The 23,766-nt window shown below is 75.3% G+C and carries 25 protein-coding genes and 1 riboswitch; of the genes, 18 read left to right on the top strand and 7 right to left on the bottom strand.

Translation table 11 applies throughout. The features are described from left to right. Positions 1–8: 8 nt before the first annotated feature. The 4 genes from ACGBYP_RS09790 to ACGBYP_RS09775 all read right to left on the bottom strand — a co-directional run bounded on the left by ACGBYP_RS09790 (position 9) and on the right by ACGBYP_RS09775 (position 3,085). Complete coding sequence (locus tag ACGBYP_RS09790) at positions 9–740, bottom strand: GAF domain-containing protein (RefSeq protein WP_411583477.1); 732 nt, start codon at positions 738–740, stop codon at positions 9–11. After that, positions 740–1,372 (bottom strand): flavodoxin family protein, encoded by a 633-nt coding sequence (locus tag ACGBYP_RS09785; RefSeq protein WP_411583475.1) that lies wholly within the window; start codon positions 1,370–1,372, stop codon positions 740–742. Before ACGBYP_RS09785 ends, ACGBYP_RS09790 begins: the two co-directional genes overlap by 1 nt. Positions 1,373–1,611: 239 nt before the next feature. Continuing rightward, entirely contained in the window at positions 1,612–2,259 is a 648-nt protein-coding gene (locus tag ACGBYP_RS09780; protein WP_411583473.1) for a TetR/AcrR family transcriptional regulator, read from the bottom strand. Beyond that, complete coding sequence (locus ACGBYP_RS09775; protein WP_411583471.1) at positions 2,252–3,085, bottom strand: alpha/beta fold hydrolase; 834 nt, start codon at positions 3,083–3,085, stop codon at positions 2,252–2,254. The genes ACGBYP_RS09780 and ACGBYP_RS09775 overlap by 8 nt, the downstream gene beginning before the upstream one ends. Positions 3,086–3,154: 69 nt before the next feature. Here ACGBYP_RS09775 and ACGBYP_RS09770 point away from each other — a divergent pair, with 69 nt between their 5' ends. Further along, the gene (locus ACGBYP_RS09770; protein ID WP_411583469.1) at positions 3,155–4,270 is read left to right on the top strand and encodes a flavin-containing monooxygenase; all 1,116 of its coding nucleotides are present in this window, start codon (positions 3,155–3,157) and stop codon (positions 4,268–4,270) included. A gap of 15 nt (positions 4,271–4,285) precedes the next feature. Here the strand turns inward: ACGBYP_RS09770 and ACGBYP_RS09765 are convergent, their stop codons facing one another. Next, positions 4,286–5,089: an MBL fold metallo-hydrolase gene (locus ACGBYP_RS09765; protein ID WP_411583467.1), complete on the bottom strand. Its 804-nt coding sequence runs from the start codon at positions 5,087–5,089 to the stop codon at positions 4,286–4,288. 211 nt (positions 5,090–5,300) lie between these two features. Between ACGBYP_RS09765 and ACGBYP_RS09760 the strand changes: the two genes are divergently transcribed. The 4 genes from ACGBYP_RS09760 to ACGBYP_RS09745 are packed head-to-tail and all read left to right on the top strand — an operon-like array spanning position 5,301 to position 10,475. Next, complete coding sequence (locus tag ACGBYP_RS09760; protein WP_411583465.1) at positions 5,301–5,639, top strand: UBP-type zinc finger domain-containing protein; 339 nt, start codon at positions 5,301–5,303, stop codon at positions 5,637–5,639. A gap of 30 nt (positions 5,640–5,669) precedes the next feature. Further along, complete coding sequence (locus ACGBYP_RS09755; protein WP_411583463.1) at positions 5,670–7,538, top strand: cation:proton antiporter; 1,869 nt, start codon at positions 5,670–5,672, stop codon at positions 7,536–7,538. Positions 7,539–7,578: 40 nt separating this feature from the next. Then, complete coding sequence (locus ACGBYP_RS09750; RefSeq protein WP_411583461.1) at positions 7,579–9,099, top strand: TldD/PmbA family protein; 1,521 nt, start codon at positions 7,579–7,581, stop codon at positions 9,097–9,099. After that, positions 9,096–10,475 (top strand): metallopeptidase TldD-related protein, encoded by a 1,380-nt coding sequence (locus ACGBYP_RS09745; protein WP_411583459.1) that lies wholly within the window; start codon positions 9,096–9,098, stop codon positions 10,473–10,475. The genes ACGBYP_RS09750 and ACGBYP_RS09745 overlap by 4 nt, the downstream gene beginning before the upstream one ends. A 54-nt stretch (positions 10,476–10,529) precedes the next feature. Here the strand turns inward: ACGBYP_RS09745 and ACGBYP_RS09740 are convergent, their stop codons facing one another. After that, positions 10,530–10,754 (bottom strand): hypothetical protein, encoded by a 225-nt coding sequence (locus ACGBYP_RS09740; RefSeq protein ID WP_411583457.1) that lies wholly within the window; start codon positions 10,752–10,754, stop codon positions 10,530–10,532. Positions 10,755–10,877: 123 nt separating this feature from the next. Continuing rightward, positions 10,878–10,959, top strand: a riboswitch (ZMP/ZTP riboswitch). Positions 10,960–10,976: 17 nt separating this feature from the next. Here ACGBYP_RS09740 and ACGBYP_RS09735 point away from each other — a divergent pair. The 13 genes from ACGBYP_RS09735 (at position 10,977) to ACGBYP_RS09675 (ending at position 23,197) form a co-directional block, all read left to right on the top strand. Continuing rightward, entirely contained in the window at positions 10,977–12,410 is a 1,434-nt protein-coding gene (locus tag ACGBYP_RS09735) for a glycine hydroxymethyltransferase (RefSeq protein WP_411583455.1), read from the top strand. 182 nt (positions 12,411–12,592) lie between these two features. Then, positions 12,593–13,432 (top strand): amidohydrolase family protein, encoded by an 840-nt coding sequence (locus ACGBYP_RS09730; RefSeq protein WP_411583454.1) that lies wholly within the window; start codon positions 12,593–12,595, stop codon positions 13,430–13,432. Between the two features lie 20 nt (positions 13,433–13,452). Further along, on the top strand, positions 13,453–14,010 hold the full coding sequence (locus ACGBYP_RS09725) for an MSMEG_0572/Sll0783 family nitrogen starvation response protein (RefSeq protein WP_411583453.1): 558 nt from the start codon (positions 13,453–13,455) through the stop codon (positions 14,008–14,010). A gap of 10 nt (positions 14,011–14,020) precedes the next feature. Then, positions 14,021–15,094, top strand: coding sequence for an MSMEG_0568 family radical SAM protein (locus ACGBYP_RS09720; protein ID WP_411583452.1), 1,074 nt, complete (start codon positions 14,021–14,023; stop codon positions 15,092–15,094). A 44-nt stretch (positions 15,095–15,138) separates the two neighbouring features. Next, positions 15,139–16,548 carry an MSMEG_0567/sll0787 family protein gene (locus ACGBYP_RS09715; RefSeq protein ID WP_411583451.1) on the top strand — a complete coding sequence of 470 codons (1,410 nt, stop codon included), beginning with the start codon at positions 15,139–15,141 and terminating at the stop codon, positions 16,546–16,548. A 13-nt stretch (positions 16,549–16,561) separates the two neighbouring features. Continuing rightward, entirely contained in the window at positions 16,562–17,419 is an 858-nt protein-coding gene (locus ACGBYP_RS09710) for a carbon-nitrogen hydrolase family protein (RefSeq protein WP_411583450.1), read from the top strand. After that, positions 17,416–18,738 carry an MSMEG_0569 family flavin-dependent oxidoreductase gene (locus ACGBYP_RS09705; protein WP_411583449.1) on the top strand — a complete coding sequence of 441 codons (1,323 nt, stop codon included), beginning with the start codon at positions 17,416–17,418 and terminating at the stop codon, positions 18,736–18,738. The genes ACGBYP_RS09710 and ACGBYP_RS09705 overlap by 4 nt, the downstream gene beginning before the upstream one ends. Positions 18,739–18,808: 70 nt before the next feature. Further along, entirely contained in the window at positions 18,809–19,624 is an 816-nt protein-coding gene (locus ACGBYP_RS09700) for a carbon-nitrogen hydrolase family protein (RefSeq protein ID WP_411583447.1), read from the top strand. Then, positions 19,621–20,694 carry an MSMEG_0565 family glycosyltransferase gene (locus tag ACGBYP_RS09695; protein WP_411583445.1) on the top strand — a complete coding sequence of 358 codons (1,074 nt, stop codon included), beginning with the start codon at positions 19,621–19,623 and terminating at the stop codon, positions 20,692–20,694. Before ACGBYP_RS09700 ends, ACGBYP_RS09695 begins: the two co-directional genes overlap by 4 nt. Before the next feature lie 166 nt (positions 20,695–20,860). Further along, positions 20,861–21,163 (top strand): hypothetical protein, encoded by a 303-nt coding sequence (locus ACGBYP_RS09690; protein WP_411583443.1) that lies wholly within the window; start codon positions 20,861–20,863, stop codon positions 21,161–21,163. An 88-nt stretch (positions 21,164–21,251) separates the two neighbouring features. Further along, positions 21,252–21,776, top strand: a complete 525-nt coding sequence (locus tag ACGBYP_RS09685; RefSeq protein WP_411583441.1) for a hypothetical protein — start codon at positions 21,252–21,254, stop codon at positions 21,774–21,776. Positions 21,777–21,908: 132 nt separating this feature from the next. Further along, on the top strand, positions 21,909–22,913 hold the full coding sequence (locus ACGBYP_RS09680; RefSeq protein WP_411583439.1) for a C40 family peptidase: 1,005 nt from the start codon (positions 21,909–21,911) through the stop codon (positions 22,911–22,913). 14 nt (positions 22,914–22,927) lie between these two features. After that, on the top strand, positions 22,928–23,197 hold the full coding sequence (locus ACGBYP_RS09675) for a hypothetical protein (RefSeq protein WP_411583437.1): 270 nt from the start codon (positions 22,928–22,930) through the stop codon (positions 23,195–23,197). Here ACGBYP_RS09675 and ACGBYP_RS09670 read toward each other — a convergent pair. After that, positions 23,151–23,729 carry a YdeI/OmpD-associated family protein gene (locus tag ACGBYP_RS09670; RefSeq protein ID WP_411583435.1) on the bottom strand — a complete coding sequence of 193 codons (579 nt, stop codon included), beginning with the start codon at positions 23,727–23,729 and terminating at the stop codon, positions 23,151–23,153. The two genes, ACGBYP_RS09675 and ACGBYP_RS09670, sit on opposite strands and share 47 nt — an antisense overlap. Between the last annotated feature and the right edge of the window lie 37 nt (positions 23,730–23,766).

The following is a 23,766-nucleotide window of genomic DNA, read 5'->3' as shown; positions in this document are numbered from 1 at the left end:
ATGCGCGGTCAGCGGATGGTGTCGGGGTCCAGGGCCAGCTCCTCGGCGGTGACCTCGCCGCTGAGGACCCGCGCGGCGAGGTCGTCGAGGGTCGAGTCGTCGGCGTAGGCGCGGGCGCGCAGCAGCGCCATCGACGCGGGCGCCCCGATGCCGAGAGCGGAGCGCAGGACGCCGACGGCCTGCCACACCGCCGACCGTCGTCCGGCCGTCGGTGCGTCCGACCACGACGGCCCGTCGTCCCGGTACCTCATCAGCTGGTCCTGGATCTGCAGGCAGGTGGAGACCTCGCTGCTGACGGTCAGGGCGTCGGACAGGGTCAGGGAGGTGACCGCGCGCGGGGGAGAGACGTACAGGTCGAGCGCGCCGATGCCCCGGGAGGCGTCGCGCAGGGGCAGGGAGATGACCCCCCGGATGGGCGTGCGGGTCACCAGCGCGTCGTGGTAGCCGGGCCAGCGGGCCAGGAGGGCCGCCTCGTCGGCGACCACGGGCGTGCCCGCGGCGTGCGCGCTCAGGCACGGGCCCTCGCCCACGGTGAACTGCAGCCGCTCGGCCTCCGCGGAGGCCGGGTCGCTGGCCCCCAGGGGCATCCGCCGGTCGGCGATCAGGAGGCTGATCCCGGCGCCGTCCACGGGCAGCACGTCGGCGCAGGCGCGGGCGAGGCCCTCGGCCAGCAGCTCCGGCCGCGGCAGCTCCCCGGACGCGGCGGCCAGCGCGGCGTGGAAGTCGTCGAGGAGCGTCATCAGGCCGGGGGGTAGCCGGCGCCCTTGAGCAGCCGGGCGAGGTGGGCGGCGTTGGCCGCGACGGTCCTCGTCGTGCCGGCCACGCCCTCGGGGGTCCCCGGGAGGTCCTTGTAGTCGCGCGCCTGCCCCTGGGTCTCGTCGTTCCAGTAGGTGACGGCGTTGGCGGCCAGGCTGAACCCGACGTCGTTGAGGCCCTGGAAGAGGACGGCGCTGATGTGGTGGGCGCCGTCCTCGTTGCCCACGACCGCGGCGACCGCGACCTTGCCGAAGGTCTGCAGCCGGCCCTGCTCGTCGGTCTCGGACAGCTCCGCGTCCAGCCGCTCGAGCACCCGCTGGGCCACGCTGGAGTGCTGCCCCATCCACGTGGGCGTCGCCAGCACCAGGACGTCGGCGGCCATCAGCTTCTCCCGGATGCCCGGCCAGGCGTCCCCGTCGCCCATGTCCAGCTGCACCCCGGGCTTCACGTCGTGGTCGACCACCCGCACCAGCTCGCCGCTGACGCCGTGGCCGGCGAGGGCGTCGAGCACCTGCTGGGCCATCACGGCACTGCTGGACTCGGCCGGCGAGGGGGTGAGGGTGCACACCAGCGCGAGGGCGCGCAGCGGGACGGGGGAGGCAACAGGATCGGTCACCACCGGATCGTGCCCACCGGTCAGACCGACGACACGTCACATCGCCGCGCACCGGGTCGGGCGGCGGCCGGCGCGCTGCCCGCGAGGCGAGGCGGCGCCCGCCGTCCTGCACCGGGAGCTGCAGGACTCCCTGCAGCCGGGGATCCGGACGCTGCTGCTCGGGGCCGTGCCGCGCGGCTGACGCTCGGGCAGTCAGGAGCGGTGGCCGGCCGGGCCCTTGGGGGCGGGCGGGGTGCTGGTCACGCGTGGGCTCCGGTGGTCCGGGAGGGGCGCGGCGCGGGCGGCAGGGAGGTGTCGCGGGCCTCGGTCGGTGGCTGCTCCGCCGGGCGGGCGCGCAGGCCGAGGTCGACCAGGTCGACGAGCCAGTCGAAGCTCTCGTCGGTGGCGGTGCCCCACTGGAAGCCGCCGCCGGCCTCGATGGTGGCGAAGCCGTGGAAGATGCTGCGCAGCGCGCGCAGGGCGTGGGTGGTGTCGCCCGGGGCCAGGTCGTAGCCGCGCAGGACGGCGGCGAAGGGCTCGAGCCCCCGCGCGGCGGCCTGGGCGACCGGGTCGTCGGGGCCGGTGAGGTCCAGGCCGATCGTCGCGGCGTACCGGCCGGGGTGGGCCAGGACGAAGTCGCGCAGCGCGCGGGCGGCGGCCCGCAGTGCGTCCCGGCCGGCCCGGCCCTGGATCGCCGCACCGATCGTGACGGCGGCCTCGTCCAGGGCGAGCGCGGCGATGCGCCGGTTGAGGTCCTGCTGACTGGCCACGTGCTTGTACAGCGAGGGGGTGCGCACGCCGAGCCGCTCGGCCAGCGCGCCCATGGTCAGGGCGGCGAAGCCGATCTCGTCGGCGAGGTCGGCCCCGGCCGCGACGACGGCGGCCGCGCCGAGCCCGGCCCTAGGCACGCGCGCCGGCCAGGAAGGTCAGCACCGCGGTGGCCACCTCGGCCGGCGACTGCACGTGCGGGTAGTGCCCGGCGCCCTCGACCACCACCAGCCGGCCCAGGCCGGTGGGCAGGTCGGCGACGATGCCCTCGCCCTCGGCCCGCGGATCGACCCAGTCGCAGTCGGCGCTGCCCTGCACGACCAGGACCGGGCAGCGGACGTTGCGCAGCTGCGCCCCGGCGTCCACGGGCGGGGTCTTGCCCATCGCCTGCAGGGCCTTCATCCGGCCGGGCTCGGCGAGCATCGCCGTGATCCGGGCCGAGCGGGCGTCCCAGTCGGCCGGCTTGGCGCCGGGGTGGGCGACGTCGAGGTACCTCGACCACTGGCCGGCGCTGCCGAACACCGTGGCGCCGAGCAGGTGGCGCATGCCGCGGCGGTAGGAGGCCACCCGCAGGTCGGCCAGGCGCATCGACTGCTTGCGGGTGAACGGCGCCAGCTCGACCACCGCGGTCACCAGCTCGGGGGCCGTCGCCGCGGCGATGGTGACCGCCCCGCCGGCGATGGAGTGGCCGACCAGCACCGCCGGGCCGCCCAGGTGGCGGACCAGCGCGATCAGGTCACCGGCGATGGCGGTGCGCGAGTACGACGTCCACGCGGCGCTGGACTCCCCGCAGCCACGCAGGTCGACGGCGGCGACGCGGTAGCCGGCCTCGACCAGGGCGGGGGTGAGCGAGCGGTAGGCCTCCCGGTTGTCGCCCATGCCGTGGGCGAGCACGAGGAGCTGGCCGGTCGTGCCGGTCACCTCGTAGGCGAGGGTGCCGCCGTCGACGGTCAGGAACTCGGTCATGTCTGCCTCCGGGCATCGGGTGCCGCAGTGGCTCACTGCGTTAGCCAAAAGCTACCAGCATTAGCCAGGATGTCGAGCAGCACGGCACCGAGTGGCGCGATCGGGCAGGTGAACCCCCCGCCGTCCGTGCACGACGTCCTCGTGGTCGGCGCCGGGCAGGCGGGGCTGGGCACGGCCTGGTGGCTGGTCCGGAAGGGCGTCCGGGACGTCGTGGTCGTCGACGCCGGCGAGGTCGGCGACAGCTGGCTGCGGCGCTGGGACAGCCTGCAGCTGTTCACCCCGCGCCGGTTCAGCCAGCTCCCCGGTGGCCGCTTCCCGGCCGGGCCGACGCCCACGCCCAGCCGCACCGAGATGGCCGGGTACCTGCGCGAGCACGCCGCGCGGCTCGGGGTGCCGGTGCGCACCTGCACCCCGGTCACCCGACTGACCCGCGACGCCGAGGGCTTCTGCGCACAGACCCCGGACGGACCGGTCCGTGCCCGGCAGGCGGTGCTCGCCGTCGGCCCGTTCGCCCGGCCGCGGGTGCCGGCCGCAGCACGGCAGCTGGACCCGGCCGTGCACCAGCTGCACTCGTCGGACTACCGCCGGCCGTCCGACGTCCCGGCGGGGCCGGTGCTGGTCGTCGGGGTCGGCAACTCCGCCGCGCAGCTGGCCGTCGAGCTGGCGGCCACCCACCAGGTCACCGTGGTCGCACCGCGGGAGCCGCGCTTCCTGCCCGAGCGGCGGCTGGGCGTGAGCATCTACTGGTGGCTGCTGCTGTCCGGGCTGCTCAACGCCGGCAGCGACAGCCGGGTGGCCCGCGGCGTCCGCCGGCGCGGCGACGCGGTCATCGGCCGGGACCTCGCCCGGCTGCGGGACGAGGGCGCCGTCGGCTGGCTGACCGGGCGGGTGGTCGGCGCCGAGGGCACCGCGGTGCGGCTGGACGACGGCCGCACGGTCGAGGTCTCCGCCGTCCTGTGGTGCACCGGGTCGCTGCCGGAGACCGGCTGGGTCGACGTCCCGGGCGCGCTGGACGACGACGGGCTGCCGCGGCACGACCGGGGTGCCTCGCCGGTGCCGGGGCTGCACTGGATGGGGCTGCCCTGGCAGACCCGGGTGAACAGCTCGATCATCGACGGCGTCGACCGGGACGCCCGCCGCACCGCCCGCCGCATCCGTGATGGAGTCCCAGAGCGCCAGATCTGAACCGCTGGGACTCCATTACGCGCGCAGGGACACCGTCTCGCCGCGGCCGACGACGCGGACCTCGCCAGGGGCCCGACGGGCGGCGACCTCGGCCACGAAGTCGCCGATCGGGCTCTTGAACAGGCCGTAGTCGTCGTAGTGCACGGGCACGGTGACCGGCGGGCGCAGCAGCTCGACCAGGTCGGTGCCCTGCCGGGCGTCCATGGTGACCGTGATGCCGGCGACCTTCGTGCCGCCCAGGTGGGGGACGAGCGCGTCGAGCGGGCCGCAGCGCTGCAGCACCTCACCGAGCACCGGCCGGAAGAGGCTGTCGCCGGTGACGTAGCCGCGCCAGGTCACCACCCCGCCGCGCACCAGCTCGAGGACGCTGCCCATCACCTGTGGCAGCAGCCGGGCCAGCGGTCCGGGGCCGTGCACACCGGGCACGCTCGTCACCCGCAGGACGTCGTCGCCACGGGTGAGCTCGTGGGTCTGCCAGGCGCGCAGGTCGGCGGTGTCGGTGAACCCGCGCTTCGCCAGGCAGCCGGCCGCCTCGGGCGTGGTGATCACCGGCGTGGCCTTGGGCAGCGACCGGGTGGCGACGCGGTCCCAGTGGTCGCCGTGCATGTGGCTGAGCAGGACGGCGTCCAAGGCGGGCAGCTGGGCGGGCAGCAGCGCCGGCTGGGTGAGCCGCCGGCTGCGCAGGCCGTAGCCCAGGTGCGCCCACTGGCCGCGGTGCAGGAAGTTCGGGTCGGTCAGCAGCGTGAACGGCCCCAGGCGCAGCAGCGTCGTGGCGGTGCCGCCGAAGGTCAGCGTGACGTCGTCCGGTGCATCGGGCATGCCCGGCGGTTACCCGTCAGCCGGGTGACCGCAACCCCGGAGCCAGGACTGCAGCCGGCCGGGCGGGACGTCGCCCGCGTCGCCGACGGCGGCGAGGACCAGGCATGACACGGCTCGTGCTCTGCTCACCGTGGTGAGCAGAGCACGACCTTCCGCAGACCTCCCGCGGGCGGGCAGACTGCCGGCGGCACCGATCCCCGAGGAGCACCCCATGGACCAGATCGACCCGACCGCCCCGCCGAGCGGCACCGGCTGCGTGGACTGCGACGCCATCGGGGCGTGGTGGCTGCACCTGCGCCGCTGCGCGGCCTGCGGGCACGTCGGCTGCTGCGACTCCTCGCCCAACCAGCACGCCACCGCCCATGCGCACGGCACCGGCCACCGCGTGGTGCAGAGCTTCGAGCCGGGCGAGGACTGGTTCTGGGACTACGTCGACGGCCGGTTCGCGCACGGCCCGCAACTCGCCGCGCCCACCGCGCACCCGGCCGACCAGCCGGTGCCCGGCCCGGCGGGTCGCGTGCCGGCCGACTGGGCGTCCCACCTGCACTGAGAAGATCGTCCCCGTGACGGAACGGACCCCATGGAGCTGACCGCCCAGCTGGTGGCCCTGGTCATCGCCGTCGGCGTGGTCGCCGTCGCCTGCGACCGCTTCGGCTGGCCGACGCCGCTCGTCCTCGTGGTGGTCGGCGCCGCGGCGTCCTACCTGCCGCACGTGCCCGACGTGCAGCTCGACCCGGACGTCGTCCTCTTCGCCATCCTGCCGCCGCTGCTGTACGCGACGACGTCGCGCACGTCGTTGTTCGACTTCAAGCACAACAAACCGAGCATCATCGCGATGAGCGTCGTGCTCGTCGTGGTGACGACGCTGTTCGTCGGCTGGGTGACCTGGCTGCTGCTGCCCGGCGTCGCGCTGGCGGCCGCGCTCGCGCTCGGCGCGGTGGTCGCCCCACCGGACGCCATCGCGGCCTCGGCGGTGGGCCGCCGGCTCGGGTTGCCGCGGCGGGTGGCCACGCTGCTGGAGCACGAGAGCCTGGTCAACGACGCCGCCGCGCTGATCGCGCTGAGCGTCGCGGTCTCGGCGTTGACCTCCTCGCCCTCGGCCCCCGAGGTCGCCGGTGAGTTCGTCTGGGCCGTGGTCGGCGCGGCGCTGGTCGGCGCGGTGGTCGCCGCGGTCCTCGGCTTCGCGCGGGCCCGGCTGAAGGACCCGGTGCTGGACACCCTGGTCTCCTTCGTCGCCCCCTACCTGGCCTTCCTCGCCGCGGAGGAGGTGCACGCCTCCGGCGTCCTGGCCACCGTCGTCACCGGCCTGACGCTGGCGCACTGGTCGCCGAAGATCCAGACGGCGTCGGCCCGGGTCACCGAGGCGATCACCTGGCGCACCGTGGCGTTCGTGCTGGAGAACGGCGTCTTCCTGGTGATCGGGCTGCAACTCCCCGGGCTGCTCTCCGGTGCCGCCGACAGCGGCCTGGGCACCGGGCGGATCGTCGCGGTCTGCCTCGGCGTGCTGGTGGCGACGATCGTCATCCGGTTCGTGTTCGTCTTCGGCCTGGCCGGGATCCTGGCGGTCGGGACGCCGTGGATGCGCCGCGAGGCCTGGAGCCCCGCCGTCGCCGGGCTGGTGTCCTGGGCGGGCATGCGTGGGGTGGTCACGCTGGCCGCCGCGCAGGTGCTGCCCGAGGACGTGCCCGACCGCGAGGTGCTGCTGCTGGCCGCCTTCACCGTCGTCGTCGGCACCCTGCTGGTGCAGGGCTCGACGCTGCCGTGGCTGGTGCGGAAGGTCGGCCTGCCCCCGCCGGACCCGGCCGAGGACGCGCTGCGCGCCGCCGAGCTCGGTGACGCCGCCAACGCCGCCGGACTCCGGCGGCTCGACGAGCTGGTCACCGGCGACGAGCCCGACGGCGTCGTGCACCGGCTGCGCGACCGCTCCATCGCCCGCTCGCACGCCAGCTGGGAGCGGCTGGGCCGGCCGCTGGCCGACCAGGAGACCCCGTCGAGCATCTACGCGCGGCTGCGGATGGCGATGCTGGACGCCGAGCGGGACGTCGTCGTCGCCGCCCGGGACGCCGGCACCGCGCCGGGCGCCGTGCTCGAGGCGGCGCTGGCGCAGATCGACGTCGAGGAGTCGCTGCTCGACCGGCACGAGGAGCTCGAGTCGACCGAGCGCGACCGGGCCCTGGTGCCGCGGCCACGCGAGGAGAAGTGCGCCCACCTGCGGCTGGCGCCGGTGGAGGAGGCACACCCGGCCGCGGCCTGCGAGGACTGCGTCCGCGAGGGGACGACCTGGGTGCACCTGCGCCGCTGCCTGACCTGCGGCCACGTCGGCTGCTGCGACTCCTCACCGCGCCGGCACTCGCGCGCGCACTTCGGCGCCGAGGGCCACCCGGTGGTCGTCAGCGCCGAGCCCGACGAGGCCTGGCGCTGGTGCTGGGTGGACAGCGAGCTCGGCTGAGCGGTCGGCTGGTCCGGACGGAGCCTGGTAGACACAGGGCGTGGCTGGAAAACGCTCCGTCGACGAGTCCTTCCTCGCGCTCCCACTGTCCGCCCTCGCCGACGCGGCGCTGACCCGCGCGGTCGACCTGGGGTGCGAGCACGCCGACCTGCGGGTCGAGCGGATCCGCACCCAGACCGTGCGGCTGCGCGACGCCCGCCTCGAGGCGCTGGCCGACGGTGAGGACCTGGGCCTCGCCGTCCGGGTCGTGCACGAGGGCACCTGGGGCTTCGCCGCCGGCGTCGTCCTCACCGCGGCCGAGGCGGTGCGGCTGGCCGAGGAGGCCGTCGCCGTCGCTCGGGTGTCGGCGGCGATGAACACCGACCGCGTCGAGCTCGCGCCCGAGCCGGTCTACGCCGACGGGGAGTGGGTCTCGGCCTACGAGGTCGACCCGTTCGCCGTCCCGGACGCGGAGAAGACCGCGCTGCTGACCGAGCTGTCCGAGCAGCTGCTGGCCGCCGACGGCGTCGAGCACGTCAGCAGCAGCGTCATGCAGGTCAAGGAGCAGAAGTTCTACGCCGACACCGCCGGCACCCGCACCCGGCAGCAGCGCGTGCGGGTCCACCCGGAGTTCACCGCGCTCACCGTCGACCGGGCCACCGGCACGTTCGAGTCGATGCGCACGCTGGCCCCGCCGGTCGGCCGCGGCTGGGAGTTCGTGACCGACCCGGCGGCGGGCTGGGACTGGCGCGGTGAGCTGGCCCAGATCCCGGAGCTGCTGCGGGAGAAGGTCAAGGCGCCCTCGGTCGAGGCCGGCCGCTACGACGTCGTCGTCGACCCCTCGAACCTGTGGCTGACCATCCACGAGTCCATCGGGCACGCCACCGAGCTGGACCGGGCGCTGGGCTACGAGGCCGCCTACGCCGGCACCTCCTTCGCCACCGTCGACAAGCTCGGCAACCTCCAGTACGGCTCGCCGCTGATGAACGTCACCGGCGACCGCACCGCCGAGCACGGCCTGTCGACCGTCGGCTGGGACGACGAGGGTGTCGCCGGCCAGCAGTGGGACCTCATCCGCGACGGCGTGCTGGTCGGCTACCAGGTCGACCGCAACATGGCCCGGCTGCGCGGGATGGAGCGGTCCAACGGCTGCTCCTTCGCCGACTCCGCCGCCCACGTGCCGGTGCAGCGGATGGCCAACGTCTCCCTGCAGCCCGCTCCCGACGGTCCCTCCACCGAGGAGCTCATCGGCGGGGTCGAGCGCGGCATCTACGTCGTCGGTGACAACAGCTGGTCGATCGACATGCAGCGGTACAACTTCCAGTTCACCGCCCAACGGTTCTACCGGATCGAGGGCGGGCAGCTCGCCGGCCAGCTCCGCGACGTGGCCTACCAGGCGACGACGACGGACTTCTGGGGCTCGATGACCGCCGTCGGCGGCCCGGAGACCTACGTGCTCGGCGGGGCGTTCAACTGCGGCAAGGCCCAGCCCGGCCAGGTCGCGCCCGTCAGCCACGGCTGCCCGAGCGCGCTGTTCGAGAACACGACCATCCTCAACACGAAGCAGGAGGGTGGCCGGTGAGCCCCCAGCAGCTGGTGGAGCAGGCGCTCGCCGCCTCGACCGCCGACGGCGCGGTCGTCTACGTCACCGACAGTTCCGAGGCCAACCTCCGCTGGGCGAGCAACAGCCTCACCACCAACGGCGCGATGCGCTCGCGCCAGGTCGTGGTGGTCTCCTTCGTCGACGGCGGCTCCGGCACGGCCGTCGGCACGGTCGCCCGCACCGGGACGCCGGACGTCGCCGAGCTGGTGCGGCAGAGCGAGCAGGCCGCCCGGGACGCCGGCCCCGCCGAGGACGCCATGCCGCTGCTGACCGAGGCCCCGCCCGGCGGCGGCGACTGGGACGCCCCGGCCGCGACCACCTCGATCGACGTCTTCCGCGACTTCGCCCCCGCACTCGGCGAGGCGTTCGGCGACGCGCGTGGCCGTGACCAGCTGCTGTTCGGGTTCGCCGAGCACCAGATGGCCACCACCTGGCTGGGCACCTCGACCGGGCTGCGGCTGCGGCACGACCAGCCCACCGGCCGGGTCGAGCTCAACGGCAAGAGCAGCGACTTCGGCCGCTCCGTGTGGGCCGGCGTCGGCACCCGCAACTTCACCGACGTCTCGGTCGCCGACCTGGCCGCCGACGTCACGCAGAAGATGGCCTGGTCGGCCCGGCGCGTCGAGCTGCCCGCCGGCCGCTACGAGACGCTGCTGCCGCCGTCCACGGTGAGCGACCTGATGATCGTCGCCTACTGGGCCATGGAGGCCCGGGACGCCGACGAGGGCCGCAGCGTCTACGCAAAGCCCGGCGGTGGCAACCGGATCGGCGACCGGCTGGCCACCCTGCCGCTGACCCTGCGCAGCGACCCGCACGCCCCCGGCCTGGAGACCACCCCGTTCCAGGTGGTCGGCGGCTCGTCGGGCAGTGCGTCGGTGTTCGACAACGGCATGGCCACCCCGGCGGTCGACTGGATCCGCGACGGCGTGCTGACCAACCTGGTGCGGCCCCGCTCCTGGGCGGCCAAGCAGGGCGCCCCGGCGGTGGCGGCGCTGGACAACCTCGTGCTCGAGGACCCCACGGCCACCGCCTCGACCGCGGACATGATCGCCCGCACCGAGCGCGGGCTGCTGCTCACCACGCTCTGGTACATCCGTGAGGTCGACCCGCAGACACTGCTGGTCACCGGGCTCACCCGCGACGGCGTCTTCCTGGTCGAGAACGGCGAGGTCACCGGCGCGGTGAACAACTTCCGGTTCAACGAGTCGCCGGTCGACCTGCTCTCCCGGGCCACCGAGGCCAGCCGCACCGAGCGGACCCTGCCGCGGGAGTGGAACGACTGGTTCACCCGCGCGGCCATGCCGATGCTGCGGGTCCCGGACTTCAACATGAGCTCGGTCAGCCCCGCCAGCTGACCTCGCCCCCCGAGGGCGGAAGTGGCCACTTCCGCCCTCCTCCGGGGGCGAGGGTCAGTCGGCGGGGTGGACCTCCGTGGGGTCCGGCGTCCGGAAGACGGTGCCGGTCTCGCGGCCGGCAGCGGGGGAGTCCGCGCCGGTCTCCTCCGGGCGGTCGGGCTCCTCGCCGCCCACGCCGAAGCCCTCGGCGGGCGGCGGGGCGCCGTTGCCGGCGTCCGCGGCGGGGATGCCGTCGTCGTCGCTGGGCTGGACCGGGTCGAACGGTGCGCTCATGGACATGCCCCGGCCCTACCCGGACCGGGGCCGAGGTCACCCTCTCGACGCTCGTGCTCTGCTCACCGTGGTGAGCAGAGCACGAGCGTCCGCAGCACTGGTGCACCCGGCGGTCGGCTCGCTACCCTCGACCCGGGCCGTGACTGGCGCTGACAGGTGGACCACCACCGGGGAGCGGCTCCGCAGACCGCCGCGCGCCTGGGCTCCCGAACGACCCGAGGAGCCCCCGTGACCAGCACCGTCACCCGTGAGACCGCCGCCTTCGCCAGTGCCCTGGACGTCATCGCCCAGGTCGAGCCGGCCGTCGCCGCCGCCATCGGCCAGGAGCTCGCCGACCAGCGGTCCAGCCTCAAGCTGATCGCCAGCGAGAACTACGCCTCGCCCGCCGTCCTGCTGGCCATGGGCAACTGGTTCAGCGACAAGTACGCCGAGGGCACGCCCGGACGGCGGTTCTACGCGGCCTGCCAGAACGTCGACACCGTCGAGCGGCTGGCTGCCGACCACGCCCGCGCGCTGTTCGGCGCCGACCACGCCTACGTCCAGCCGCACTCGGGCATCGACGCCAACCTGGTCGCCTTCTGGTCGATCCTGGCCCACCGTGTCGAGACCCCGGCGCTGGCCGCGGCCGGCGTGAAGAACGTCGACGCGCTCACCGAGGCCGACTGGGCGCAGCTGCGCCGGGCGCTGGGCGACCAGCGGATGCTCGGCATGAGCCTGGACGCCGGTGGCCACCTCACCCACGGCTTCCGGCCCAACATCTCCGGCAAGATGTTCGAGCAGTCCAGCTACGGCACCGACCCGGCGACCGGCCTGATCGACTACGCCGCCCTGCGCGAGCGGGCGCGGGAGTTCAAGCCGCTGATCTTGGTCGCGGGCTACTCCGCCTACCCGCGGCGGGTCGACTTCGCCGCGATGCGTGAGATCGCCGACGAGGTGGGCGCCACGCTGCTGGTCGACATGGCCCACTTCGCCGGGCTGGTCGCCGGCAAGGTCCTCACCGGCGACTTCGACCCGGTGCCGCACGCCGACGTCGTCACGACCACGACGCACAAGTCGCTGCGCGGGCCGCGCGGCGGGATGGTGCTGTGCACCGAGGAGTACGCCCCCTCGGTCGACCGCGGCTGCCCGATGGTGCTCGGCGGCCCGCTCCCCAACGTCATGGCGGCCAAGGCCGTGGCCCTGGCCGAGGCGCGCCGTCCGGAGTTCGCGGGCTACGCGCAGCAGGTCGTGGACAACGCCCGGGCGCTGGCCGACCAGCTGCTGCGGCGCGGCGCCCGGCTGGTCACCGGCGGCACCGACAACCACCTGGTGCTCGCCGACGTCGGCGCCTACGGGCTCACCGGGCGGCAGGCCGAGGCCGCGCTGCTGGACGCCGGCCTGGTCACCAACCGCAACTCGGTGCCGGCCGACCCGAACGGGCCCTGGTACACCAGCGGCATCCGGCTGGGCACGCCCGCGCTGACCACCCGTGGCCTGCGCGAGGCCGAGCTGGCCGAGGTGGGCGACCTGATGGTCGACGTCCTGACCAGCACGCAGGCCGAGGGCGACTCCAAGGTGAAGTACCGGCTCGACCCGGCCGTCGCCGAGCGGGTGCGCGCCCGGGCCGCCGAGCTCGTCGACGCCCACCCGCTCTACCCCGAGATCGAGCTCGACCTCGCCTGACCCGCCGACGGTGCGCTCAGCGGGGTCCTGGCCACCTCCGGACCCCGCTGAGCGCACACTCGCCGCCCCGTGCGGACTCGGCCACGCGGTCGAAACGCAGCGCGCCGGCGGTGCGGTCTTCGTAACGGCATCTCGTTCCGGACGTCACCACGGGGACACGCGCGCCCGCCACCGTTCTCGCCATGACGACGAGGGCCCCGCGGCTGGTGCACGACGCGCACCGGCACCTGGGCGTCCTCCCCGCGTTCGGCTTCTACGGCGGCCCGCCGGTCAACCCGGACACCACCGCGCGCGCCACGATCGACGAGCTGATCGCCGACCTGGACGCCGAGGGCACCGAGCGGGCGCTGGTCATCCCGAACTACGGCGTCCCGGACCCGACGGCGTCCTTCGCGCTCAACGAGCTGGTCGTCGAGGCGGCCCAGCGCGACGACCGCGTCCGCGCCGGACTGTGGACCAGTCCGCGCCCGCAGGACGCCGTCGCCACCGAGAAGGCGCTCGCCCTCGCCGGTGAGCCAGGCGTCTCCGCCCTCAAGCTGTCCTTCCTGCTCGGCGGCGGGGTCGACGACCCGGGCTGCCTGCCCCAGCTGGACGCCGTCTTCGCCGCCGCCCGTACCCACGACCTGGTGGTGCACGTGCACACCAGCCCCGGCGCGGCCAGCGACCTCGACCAGGTCGGGAAGCTGGTCGACCGCTACGCCGACGACGTCGCCGTCCACCTGGTGCACATGGGCGGCGGGATGAGCGGCCACATCAAGCTGATCGGCTCCCGCTTCTTCGACTGGGTCGCCGCCGGCAAGCGGGTCTACACCGACACCAGCTGGGCCATCGGCTTCGCCCCGCGCTGGTTCGCCACCGAGATCGAGCGGCACGGCATCGGCGCCGACCGGGTGCTGTTCGCCTCCGACCAGCCCTGGGGCGACTTCGCCGGCGAGCACGCCCGCCTGCTCGCGGCCACCGGCGGGCGCGAGCTCACCGACCTCTTCTTCCGCCGCAACTTCGAGTCCCTGCACGGCTTCTGACCCCGACCGAGGAGAACGAGATGACCACGACCCTGCCCGCCACCACCGGCACGCCGCTCATCAGCGACGCGGACCTCAAGGCCGCCCAGGACACCAGCAAGGCCGAGATCGCGCACCCCTCGCTGCCCAAGGGGTCGAACATCTACGGCTCGACCAAGATCTTCCCGGACTACCAGGCCGGCGAGGGCGAGTCCTACTTCACCCTCGTGCACGGCATCGCGCACGAGTCCTCGGTCGCCTTCGTCGCCTGCCTGCAGGCACTGCGGGCGCTGCGCAAGGGCTACGAGTCGGTCCTGTACTTCTACGGCCCCGGCGCGATGAACGCGATGGCCACCCGTGGCTTCCCGACCACCGGCGACTCCGGCTTCCCGGGTGAGCAGAACATCAACACCCAGATCGAGCGGTTCATCGAGGAGGGCGGCACGGTCTACGTCTGCCGCTTCGGCCTCAGCCTGCACGGCCTCCGCGAGGAGGACCTCATCGCCGGCACCATCCCCTGCCACCCGCTCGACGTGCAGGACGCGCTCATCCACTACGCCCGCAAGGGCGCCATCATCAACTCGACCTACAACCTCTGAGGTCGGCGCCATGACCCAGACGCCGACGAGGGCGTCGACCCGGGTGGACGTCGCCATCCTCGGCGTCCGGGTCGACGCGCAGGTCACCCGGCGGGCGGGTGCGGGCCCCAGCGACGACGGGCACGTGCTGCTCGGCGGGCACGGCGCCGCGCTCCCGCTCAACCCCGCCTCGCCCTACTCGATCAGCGGCGGCCGGCTGCTGCTGGACGGTGCCGACCTCGGGCTCGAGGCCACCCCGATCGACCGCCCCCGCTTCTACGACCTGACCACCGCCGACGGCGTGCCCTACGAGAAGCTCGCCCGCCTGCACGGTGCGGACGTGCTCGCCACGACGGTCGTGCAGACCTGCATCCGGTACGCCGAGGCCGACCGCTGCCGGTTCTGCGCCATCGAGGCCTCGCTGGCGGCCGGGTCGACGACCGCGGTGAAGACCCCGGCCCAGCTGGCGGAGGTCGCCGAGGCCGCCGTCCGGCTCGACGGCGTCCGGCAGATGGTCATGACCACCGGGACGACGAACGGCCGGGACCGCGGCGCCCGCCACCTCGCCCGCTGCGTGCGGGCGGTCACCGCGGCCGTGCCCGGGCTGCCCGTGCAGGTGCAGTGCGAGCCACCCGCGCCCGAAGACCTCGACGCGATCACCGAGCTGAAGGAGGCCGGGGCCACCGCCATCGGCATCCACGTCGAGTCGCTGGACGACGCCGTCCGGGCGCGCTGGATGCCGGGCAAGGCGAGCGTGCCGATGAGCCAGTACCGCGCGGCGTGGGCCGAGGCGGTGCGCGTCTTCGGCCGCAACCGCGTCTCGACCTACCTGCTGGTCGGGCTGGGCGAGGACCCCGACGAGCTGGTCGCCGGCGCCCTGGAGCTGGCCGAGGCCGGCGTCTACCCCTTCGTCGTCCCCTACCGGCCGCTGGCCGGGACCCTCGCGGTGGCCGACGGCGTCGGCGCGCCCGACCCGGCGGTGCTGCAGGACGTGACCGAGCGGGTCGCCGCGGGCCTGCGCCGGCTGGACATGCGCGGCGCCGACCAGGGCGCCGGCTGCGCCGCCTGCGGCGCGTGCAGCGCCCTCCAGGCGGCCGGCGCATGACCGTCGCCTCGGGCCCGACCACATCCGGGGCCGAAGTCGCGACTTTGGCCCCGGAAGACGAACGGGCGGCGCTGGAGCGCAGCGTCCTGCTCGTCGACTTCCGCCACACCCCCGCCGGGCCGGCCTGGCAGATCGAGGAGGCCGACGCCGCCGGGGTGGCCGCCCACCGGGCGCTGCGGCAGCGGGCGTTCGTCGAGGAGCAGGGGCTGTTCGCCGGCACCGACCGCGACGGCACGGACGACGACCCGCGCGCCGTGACGCTCGTTGCACGTGAAACCGGTGGAACGGTGCTGGGCGGCGTCCGGCTCGCCCCGGCCGACCCCGGCGGGCCCGACGTGGGCTGGTGGTCCGGCTCGCGGCTCGTCGTCGTCCCTGGGGCGCCGCACGGCCTGGGTGCCGCGCTGGTGAACGCCGCCTCCGCCCGCGCCGAGGCGGCCGGCGCATTGCGCTTCGACGCGACCGTGCAGGACCGGTACGCGCCGCTGTTCACCCGGCTCGGCTGGCAGACCACCGGCGCCACCGAGCTCGGCGGGCGGCCGCACACGGCGATGACCTGGCCGATCGGCCGGCTCGCCGCGCTGGCCCGGGCCACCAAGTCCCCGCTGGGCGGGCTGCTCGGCGGCCTCCACCTGGGCGGCGCGGGGTTCGTCGGGGACGACGGCGCCCCGGTGCCCGGCACCGACGTGATCGCCGCCTGCGACGCGATCCTGCCGTCGATGGTCGAGCGCGACCCGGAGTGGGCGGGCTGGTGCGGGGTGCTGGTCAACGTCAACGACCTCTCCGCGATGGGCGCGGCACCCCTGGGCCTGCTCGACGCGATCGGCGCCCGGGACGCCTCCTTCGCCGCCCGCGTGCTCGCCGGGCTGAAGGCGGCCAGCAGCGCGTGGGGCGTCCCGGTGCTCGGCGGGCACACCCAGCTCGGCGTCCCGGCCGGGCTGAGCGTCACCGCGCTCGGGCAGACGTCCCGTCCGGTGCCCGCCGGCGGTGGCCGGGCCGGGCACGAGGTGCGGCTGACCGCCGACCTCGGCGGGGGCTGGCGGCGCGGGCACACCGGCCGGCAGTGGGACTCCACCAGCGGCCGCAGCACCGCCGAGCTGCAGGCGATGGGCTCGTTCGTCGCCCGCACCGCCCCCGCCTCGGCCAAGGACGTGAGCATGGCCGGGCTGGTCGGCACGCTGGGCATGCTCGCCGAGGCCAGCGGCTGCGGTGCCGTGCTGGACGTCGCCGCCGTCCCGCGACCGGCCGCGGCCAGCGTCGGCGACTGGGTCAGCTGCTTCCCCGGCACCGGCTTCCTCACCACCGACGTCCCCGGCGCCCCCGTCGCCGACGCCGGGCCCGCCACCACCGCCGTCTGCGGCGAGCTCGTCCCCGGCGCCGGGGTGCAGCTGCGCTGGCCCGACGGCTCGCTCACCACCGCCGTCCCCGGGCCGGTCACCGGCCTGGGCGCGGCCTGAGGACAGGAGCGCCATGCCCACCACCACGGTCGCCGCCGTCGCCGCCCCGTTCGGGCGCGACCTCGGCGAGGTCTTCGCCCGCATCGAGCAGCTCGTCGCCGAGGCGCGCCGCCGCGGCGTGCAGCTGCTCGTGCTGCCCGAGGCGACGCTGGGCGGCTACCTCGCCGACCTCGGCGAGCACGGGGTCGCGCAGGTGCTGCCCCAGCACGCGCTGCCACCCGCCCTGGACGTCGACGGCCCCGAGGTCGCCCGGCTGGCCCGGATCGCCGGCGACATGGTGGTCACCGCCGGCTTCTGCGAGGCCGACGGCGGCACCCGGTACAACACCGCGGTCGCGGTGACCGGCGACGGCGTCCTCGGGGTGCACCGCAAGGTCCACCAGCCACTGGGGGAGGGCAACAGCTACACCGCCGGCGACGGGTTCCGCGCCTTCGACTCGCCGGTCGGCCGGATGGGCATGGTGATCTGCTACGACAAGGCCTTCCCCGAGGCCGCCCGCACGCTGGCCATGGACGGCGCGGAGATCGTGGCCTGCATGTCGGCCTGGCCCGGCTCGCGCACCGCCGCCGCGGCCGACCTGGCCGAGGACCGCTGGACCCGCCGCTTCGACCTCTTCGACCAGGCGCGGGCGCTGGAGAACCAGATCGTCTGGGTGTCGGCGAACCAGGCCGGCACCTTCGGCGGGCTGCGGTTCGTCTGCAGCGCCAAGGTCGTCGGCCCCGGTGGCGACGTGCTGGCCACCACCGGCGTCGCGCCGGGCATGGCGGTGGCCTCGGTCGACGTCCGGGCCACCCTGGACGGGGCGCGGCGGTCGATGGGGCACCTGCGCGACCGCCGTCCCGACGCCTACGGCGCGCTGGTGGGGGCATGACGCTGACCGAGACGCAGTCGACCCGCGCCGGGCTGCCCGCCCGGGTGCCGGTCGCGGTCGTGGGTGGCGGGCAGGCCGGGCTGTCGGTGAGCTGGCACCTGGTGCAGCGCGGCATCGAGCACGTCGTCCTCGAGCGGGAGACGATCGCCCACGAGTGGGCCGACGCCCGGTGGGACACCTTCTGCCTGGTCACGCCGAACTGGCAGTGCCAGCTGCCCGGCTGGCCCTACGCCGGCGACGACCCCGACGGCTTCATGCTGCGCGACGAGATCGTCGAGTACGTGCGCAGCTACGCCGCCTCCTTCGACCCGCCGGTGCACGAGGGCGTCGCCGTCACGCGGCTGGCCCCGGCGCCCGAGGGTGGCTACCGGCTCACCACCAGCGCCGGCGACGTCACCGCCGACCAGGTCGTGCTGGCCGTCGGCGGCTACCACCTGCCGGTGCTGCCGCCCTGGGCCGGTCAGCTGCCGGAGCGGGTCGCCCAGCTGCACTCGCAGGCCTACCGCAACCCCGCCCAGCTGCCCGACGGCGACGTCCTGGTCGTGGGCACCGGGCAGTCGGGCGCGCAGATCGCCGAGGACCTGCACCTGGCCGGCCGCCGGGTGCACCTGGCCGTGGGCAGCGCCCCGCGGATCGCCCGCCGGTACCGCGGCCGCGACATGGTCGCCTGGCTGCACGACATGGGCCACTACGACATGCCCGTCGAGCAGCACCGCGACGGCGAGGCCGCCCGGGCGGGCACCAACCACTACGTCACCGGCCGTGACGGCGGGCGCGACATCGACCTGCGGCAGTTCGCCCGGGAGGGCATGCGGCTCTACGGCACGCTCACCGGCGTCAGCGGCGGCGTGCTGTCGTTCGCGCCCGACCTGACCGCGCACCTCGACGGCGCCGACCGGGTCGACGACAACGCCAAGGACCTGGTCGACGCGCACATCGAGCGCTACGGCATCGACGCCCCGGTCGAGCCCCGCTACACCTCGGTCTGGGCGCCGGACGCCGACCCGACCTCGCTGGACCCCGCCGCGATCGGCGCGGTCGTCTGGGCGATCGGGTTCCGCGCCGACTGGAGCTGGGTGCGCGTGCCGGTGTTCGACGGCGCGGGCTACCCGACCCACGTGCGCGGGGTGACCTCCGCGCCGGGGCTGTACGTGCTGGGCCTGCCCTGGCTGCACACCTGGGGCTCGGGCCGGTTCGCCGGCATCGCCCGGGACGCCGGGTTCGTCGCCGACCGGGTCACCGAGCTCGCCGGGACGCCGACCGGCCTGCCCCGCTCGCTGGCCGTGGCAGCCGCCTCGTCGGCGGCCCGGACGGGGTGACCATGCGCGGCGTACCCGGTCCTGGCCCGGGATCCGGGGGCCACGGTTCCGCTGCCTCGGACGGCGGGGCGTGAGGGTCGCAGCCGTCGCGGCGCACTTCGGGCGGGACGTCGGACAGTGCCTGGTCAAGATCGAGGGCATCCTCACCGACGCCCGCGACCGGGGCGTGCAGCTGCTGGTCTTCCCCGACGCCACGATCGGTGGGTACCTCGGCGACCTGGGCCGCGGTGACGACACCGGCCTGCCCCCGGCCCTGGACGCCGCCGCGCCCGAGCTGGCCCGGGTCGCGGCCGCCGCGGGCGACGTCGTCGTCTGCCTGGGGTACCGGGAGTCCGCCGGTGGGCAGCACTTCAACAGCGCGGTCTGCGTGACCGGCGACGGCGTCCTGGGCCGGCACCGCAAGGTGCACCAGCCGGCCGGCGAGCTGCCCGCCTACGCGCCGGGCGGGGCGTTCACCGCCTTCGACACCCCGGTGGGCCGGATCGGCATGCTCATCGACTACGACAAGACCTTCCCCGAGGCGGCCCGCACGCTCGCCGGGGACGGCGCCCAGCTGCTGGCCTGCCTGTCGGCGTGGCCGGCCAGCCTGACCGACCGGGCGCCGCGGCTGGTGCAGGACCGCCAGTCGCGGCTGTTCGACCTCTACGACTGCGCGCGCGCCGCGGAGAACCAGGTGGTCTGGGTGTCGGCCAACCAGACCGGGACGATGGGCCGGCTGCGGTTCCTCGGCCAGTCCAAGGTCGTCGGCCCCGGCGGTGACGTGCTGGCCCGCACGTGGGCCAAGGCCGGGCTGGCCGTCGCCGACCTCGACGTCACCGGCGAGGTCGCCCGCGCGCGCACGGTCCTGGACCACCTGCGGGAACGCCGGCCGGAGGCCTACGCGTGAAGATCGCGCTGCTCACCTACTCGACCAGGCCGCGCGGCGGGGTCGTGCACACCCTGGCGCTGGCCGAGGCGATGGCCCGCGCCGGACACGACGTGAGCGTCTGGTCGCTGGGCCGCGGCGGCGACGCCGCCTTCTTCCGCCCGGTCGACCCCGCGGTCACGCTGCGGCTGGTGCCGTTCCCCGACGTACCGGGGGAGGACGTCGGCGCGCGCATCCTGCGGTCGATCCGGGTGCTCGGCGCGGCGTTCCAGGACGAGGACTACGAGGTCGTGCACGCCCAGGACTGCATCAGCGCCAACGCCGTCCCCGACTGCGTGCGCACGGTGCACCACCTCGACACCTTCACCACCCCCGAGCTCGCCGCCTGCCACGAGCGGGCGGTCGTCACGCCGTCCGCGCTGGTCTGCGTCTCGGCAGCGGTGGCCGCCGAGGTGGCGACCGGCTGGGGTCGGGTGGCCACGGTGATCCCCAACGGCGTCGAGGCCGCCCGGTTCGCCGCCGCGGCGGGTCCGGCGGGGGAGCCCGGACGGCGCAGCTGGACCGACCGGCTGGGTCGCTACGTGCTGGCGGTCGGGGGCATCGAGCCGCGCAAGGGCACCCTGGACCTGGTCGAGGCGATGGCCCGGGTGCAGGCCGTGCGCCCGGAGCTGTCGCTGGTCGTGGCCGGCGGCGAGACGCTGTTCGACTACCGCGACTACCGCGCGCGGGTGTTCGACCGGGCGGCCGAGCTGGGCGTGGTGCCCGTCGTCCTCGGGCCGGTCGACCACGAGGAGCTGCCGGCCCTGGTCGCCGCCGCCGACGTCTTCGCCTTCCCCTCGGTGAAGGAGGGCTTCGGCCTGGCCGCGATGGAGGCGCTGGCCGCCGGCGTCCCGGTCGTCACCCGGGACCTGCCGGTGCTGCGGGAGGTGTTCGGCACCGCCGCCACCTTCGCCGCCGACCCGGCGGAGCTCGCCGCCGGGCTGCTGGCCGAGGTGGGCGAGGAGCGCCGGACGGCGGGCCGGACGCTCGCGCAGGGACACAGCTGGGACGCCGCGGCGGCGGCGCACCTGCGGCTGTACGAGGCGCTGTGACGGACGGGTCCGTTGGGGCCGGTGTGACGACTGTGTCCAGGTTTTCTGGTCGACCGCGTTTCATGCCCCCGGAACGCGGACATGCAACACGGTTCCTGTCTACTTCCCCTCGAACGCCGACGACGACCCCCTGCCCCACACGGCAGGACGGCGAGGGGAGCCCGACATGACCTACCAGAAGCCTTCCATCTTCCAGCTGGGCAAGGTGCACGAGAACGGCGCGTCGGTGATCGTCTCCGGGTGGGGGCTGGGCATGTGCGCCTCGTCGTGCCGTTGCCACCGCAACCCGGAGGACGGCCAGCTCGCCCTCGCCGAGGACCAGGCCGGCGGCAGCCTGGGCCTGCGCAGCTTCACCGCCACCGGCAGCTGTGACTGCTGCGAGGCGTGGACCTCCGCCGAGCTGCAGGCGATCCTCCGGGACGTCGCGGCCCTCGACGCCCTCGACTCCTCCGAGCCCGCCGCGGGCTGACCCCTCGACACCCGCACGAGCCGCCTCCCGCACGCCGGGAGGCGGCTCGTCGTCTTTGCGGGTCGGACGCCGCGGGTAGCCCGCCGGCATGTGGGCGAGAGCAGTGGTGCGGGGCGCGGTGGCCGGGCTGGTCGGCGTGGCGGCGATGACCACGGCGGAGGAGCTGGAGCAGTGGTTCACCCACCGGCCGGACAGCTACGTCCCCGGCCGGACGCTCACCGCGCTGACCACCGGGGTCCGGCTGCCGGAGTCCGCGCGCCCGCTGGTGGTCAACCACCTCATGCACTGGGGCACCGGTGCGGCGGTCGGCGTGCTGCGCGGGGTGTGGTCGGCCGCGGGGCTGCGCGGCTGGCGGGCGAACGCCTGGCACACCTCGGTGCGGCTGGCCGTCGACCAGACGCTGGAGAACGCCACCGGCGTGGGTGCGCCGCCGTGGACGTGGTCGCGGCAGGACCAGGTCGTCGACGTGGCCGGCAAGGCCGTGTACTCGTTCGTGACCGGCGCGGTCGCCGACCGGCTCATCGCCCCGGCGCCGCACCGCGGGCCCCAGAACGGGTGGGGCAGGAGTGGCTCGCGGCGGGGCCGGAGTGGCATGCGGGGCCTGTGGGACTGAGCGGACCGGCGGACCGATCGACCCCCGGCGCGGCGGGCCGACCGCCCGCGGTGGCCTCCCTACGTTCCGTTGCGACGCGCGCGTAGTGCTGTCGCCCCTTCCCGGGCGCGACGCGCGCAGACGGAGGCCCTGGTGCATCGATCGACCCGGCGGACGTGGACCCGCGCCGCCGCGCTCTCGCTGAGCGCCGGTGTCGTGGTCGTGCTGGCCCCGACGACGGCCTCGGCCGCCCCCACCACCCCCGAGCAGGCCCGCCAGGCCGTCACCGAGACCGGCAAGCAGCTCGAGGCGATCGGCGAGCAGGTCAACGAGGCCACCGACGCCGTCGCGCAGCAGCAAGCCGCCGCCGACGCCGCGGCCGGTGCCGTCACCGCCGCGCAGGCCCAGCTCGACGCCCTGGAGCCCCAGCTGCGCTCCATCGCGCAGACCGGCTACGTGGGCACCACCCGCGGCAAGCTCGCCGCCTTCCTCACCAGCGGCTCCGCCGACGACCTGGTCGAGCAGATGAGCACGCTGGACAAGCTGGCCTCGCACGCGGACGCCGTCGTCGCCCAGGCCGCGACCGCCCGGGCCGCCGCCGACCAGGCCCAGCGCGACGCCGCCGCGGCTGCCGCTGCCGCCGCCCAGGCCGCCACCGACCTGGAGGCGCGGCAGGACCAGCTGGAGGAGGAGCTCGCCGGGTACGAGAGCGACTTCGCCCGGCTCACCGCCGCCGACCAGGTGCGCGTGCACACCGCGCTCGCCGGCCCGGCCGTCGCCGCGGCGGACCCCGCCCCGGCGCCCACCGCGGCGGCCGGGGTCGCCGTCCAGACGGCGCTGGCCCAGATCGGCGACATGTACGCCACGGGCGGCAGCGGTCCGGACACCTTCGACTGCTCCGGGCTCACCCAGTACGCCTACGCCGCCGCGGGCGTCGCCCTGCCGCACTCCAGCCGCGCGCAGTCCGGCATGGGCGTCCCGGTGTCGCGGGCCGAGCTGCAGCCCGGCGACCTGGTCTTCTTCTACTCGCCGATCAGCCACGTCGGCCTCTACATCGGCAACGGCCAGATGGTGCACGCCAGCGTCACCGGCAAGCCCGTCGCCGTCACCAGCGTCGACAAGGGCGGCTACGTCGGCGCCCGCCGCGTCACCGGCTGAGCCATCATCGGGGCATGACGCCCTCCTGGCTCCGCGGGGACCGCACGAGACCGGCCACCCTGCGCGCGGCGCTGGTCGACGACGTCGTGCTGCTCGTGGTCGCCGTGCTCGCCGCCCTGTTCGCGCTCCGGGTCACCGACGGCTCGCTCGTCGTCCTCTGGGGAGCGGCGGTGGTGCTGGCCGGCGCGCTCGTGGTGCGGGTGCCGGTGTACCGGCGCGTCGCCCGAGCACAGCGGCTCAGTGCAGGCGGCGGCCCTCGGCGAGCATCTCGACGAGGGCGGTGATCCGCTTGGCCCGGGTCTGCGGCGTGGCGGCGGTGTGCACCCGCCACAGGACGGCGTACCGGTTGGTGCCGTCCAGCGCCTCGAACGCGGCGAGGGCCGCGGGCTCGGCGGCCAGCGCCGCGGCCAGGTCGTCGGGGACGGTGATCGTGGCCGGGCCGGCGTAGGCGCGATCCCAGCGTCCGTCGGCCTGCGCGGCCTCCACCGCGGCCAGCCCCGCCGGGCGCATCCGCCCGTCGGCCACCAGCCGGGCCACCGTGGCCACGTTCTTCTGCGACCACACGCTCCTCGGCCGGCGCGGCGTGTACCGCACGGTGAACCAGACGTCGTCCACCCGGTTGCCCCGGCCGTCGATCCAGCCGTGGCACAGCGCCACCTCCACCGCCTCCGGCGCGGTGATCGACGGGATGCCCGAGGCCTTCCTCGCCATCAGCACGAACAGCCCCGGGGCCCGGTCGTGCTCGGCGGTGAGCCAGGCGTCGAACTCCGCGGGCGTGGCGAAGGCCCGCCGTTCAAAGGTGCTCTCGTCGGCCATCCGGACATCGTCCGCATCCCGCCGGACGTCGTCCAGC

It is taken from the genome of Modestobacter sp. SSW1-42 (assembly GCF_046635825.1).
In the GTDB taxonomy this organism is placed as follows: Bacteria; Actinomycetota; Actinomycetes; order Mycobacteriales; family Geodermatophilaceae; genus Modestobacter.
Note: the sequence above shows the minus strand (reverse complement) of the source record. Positions and strands in the feature narration are given on the sequence as shown.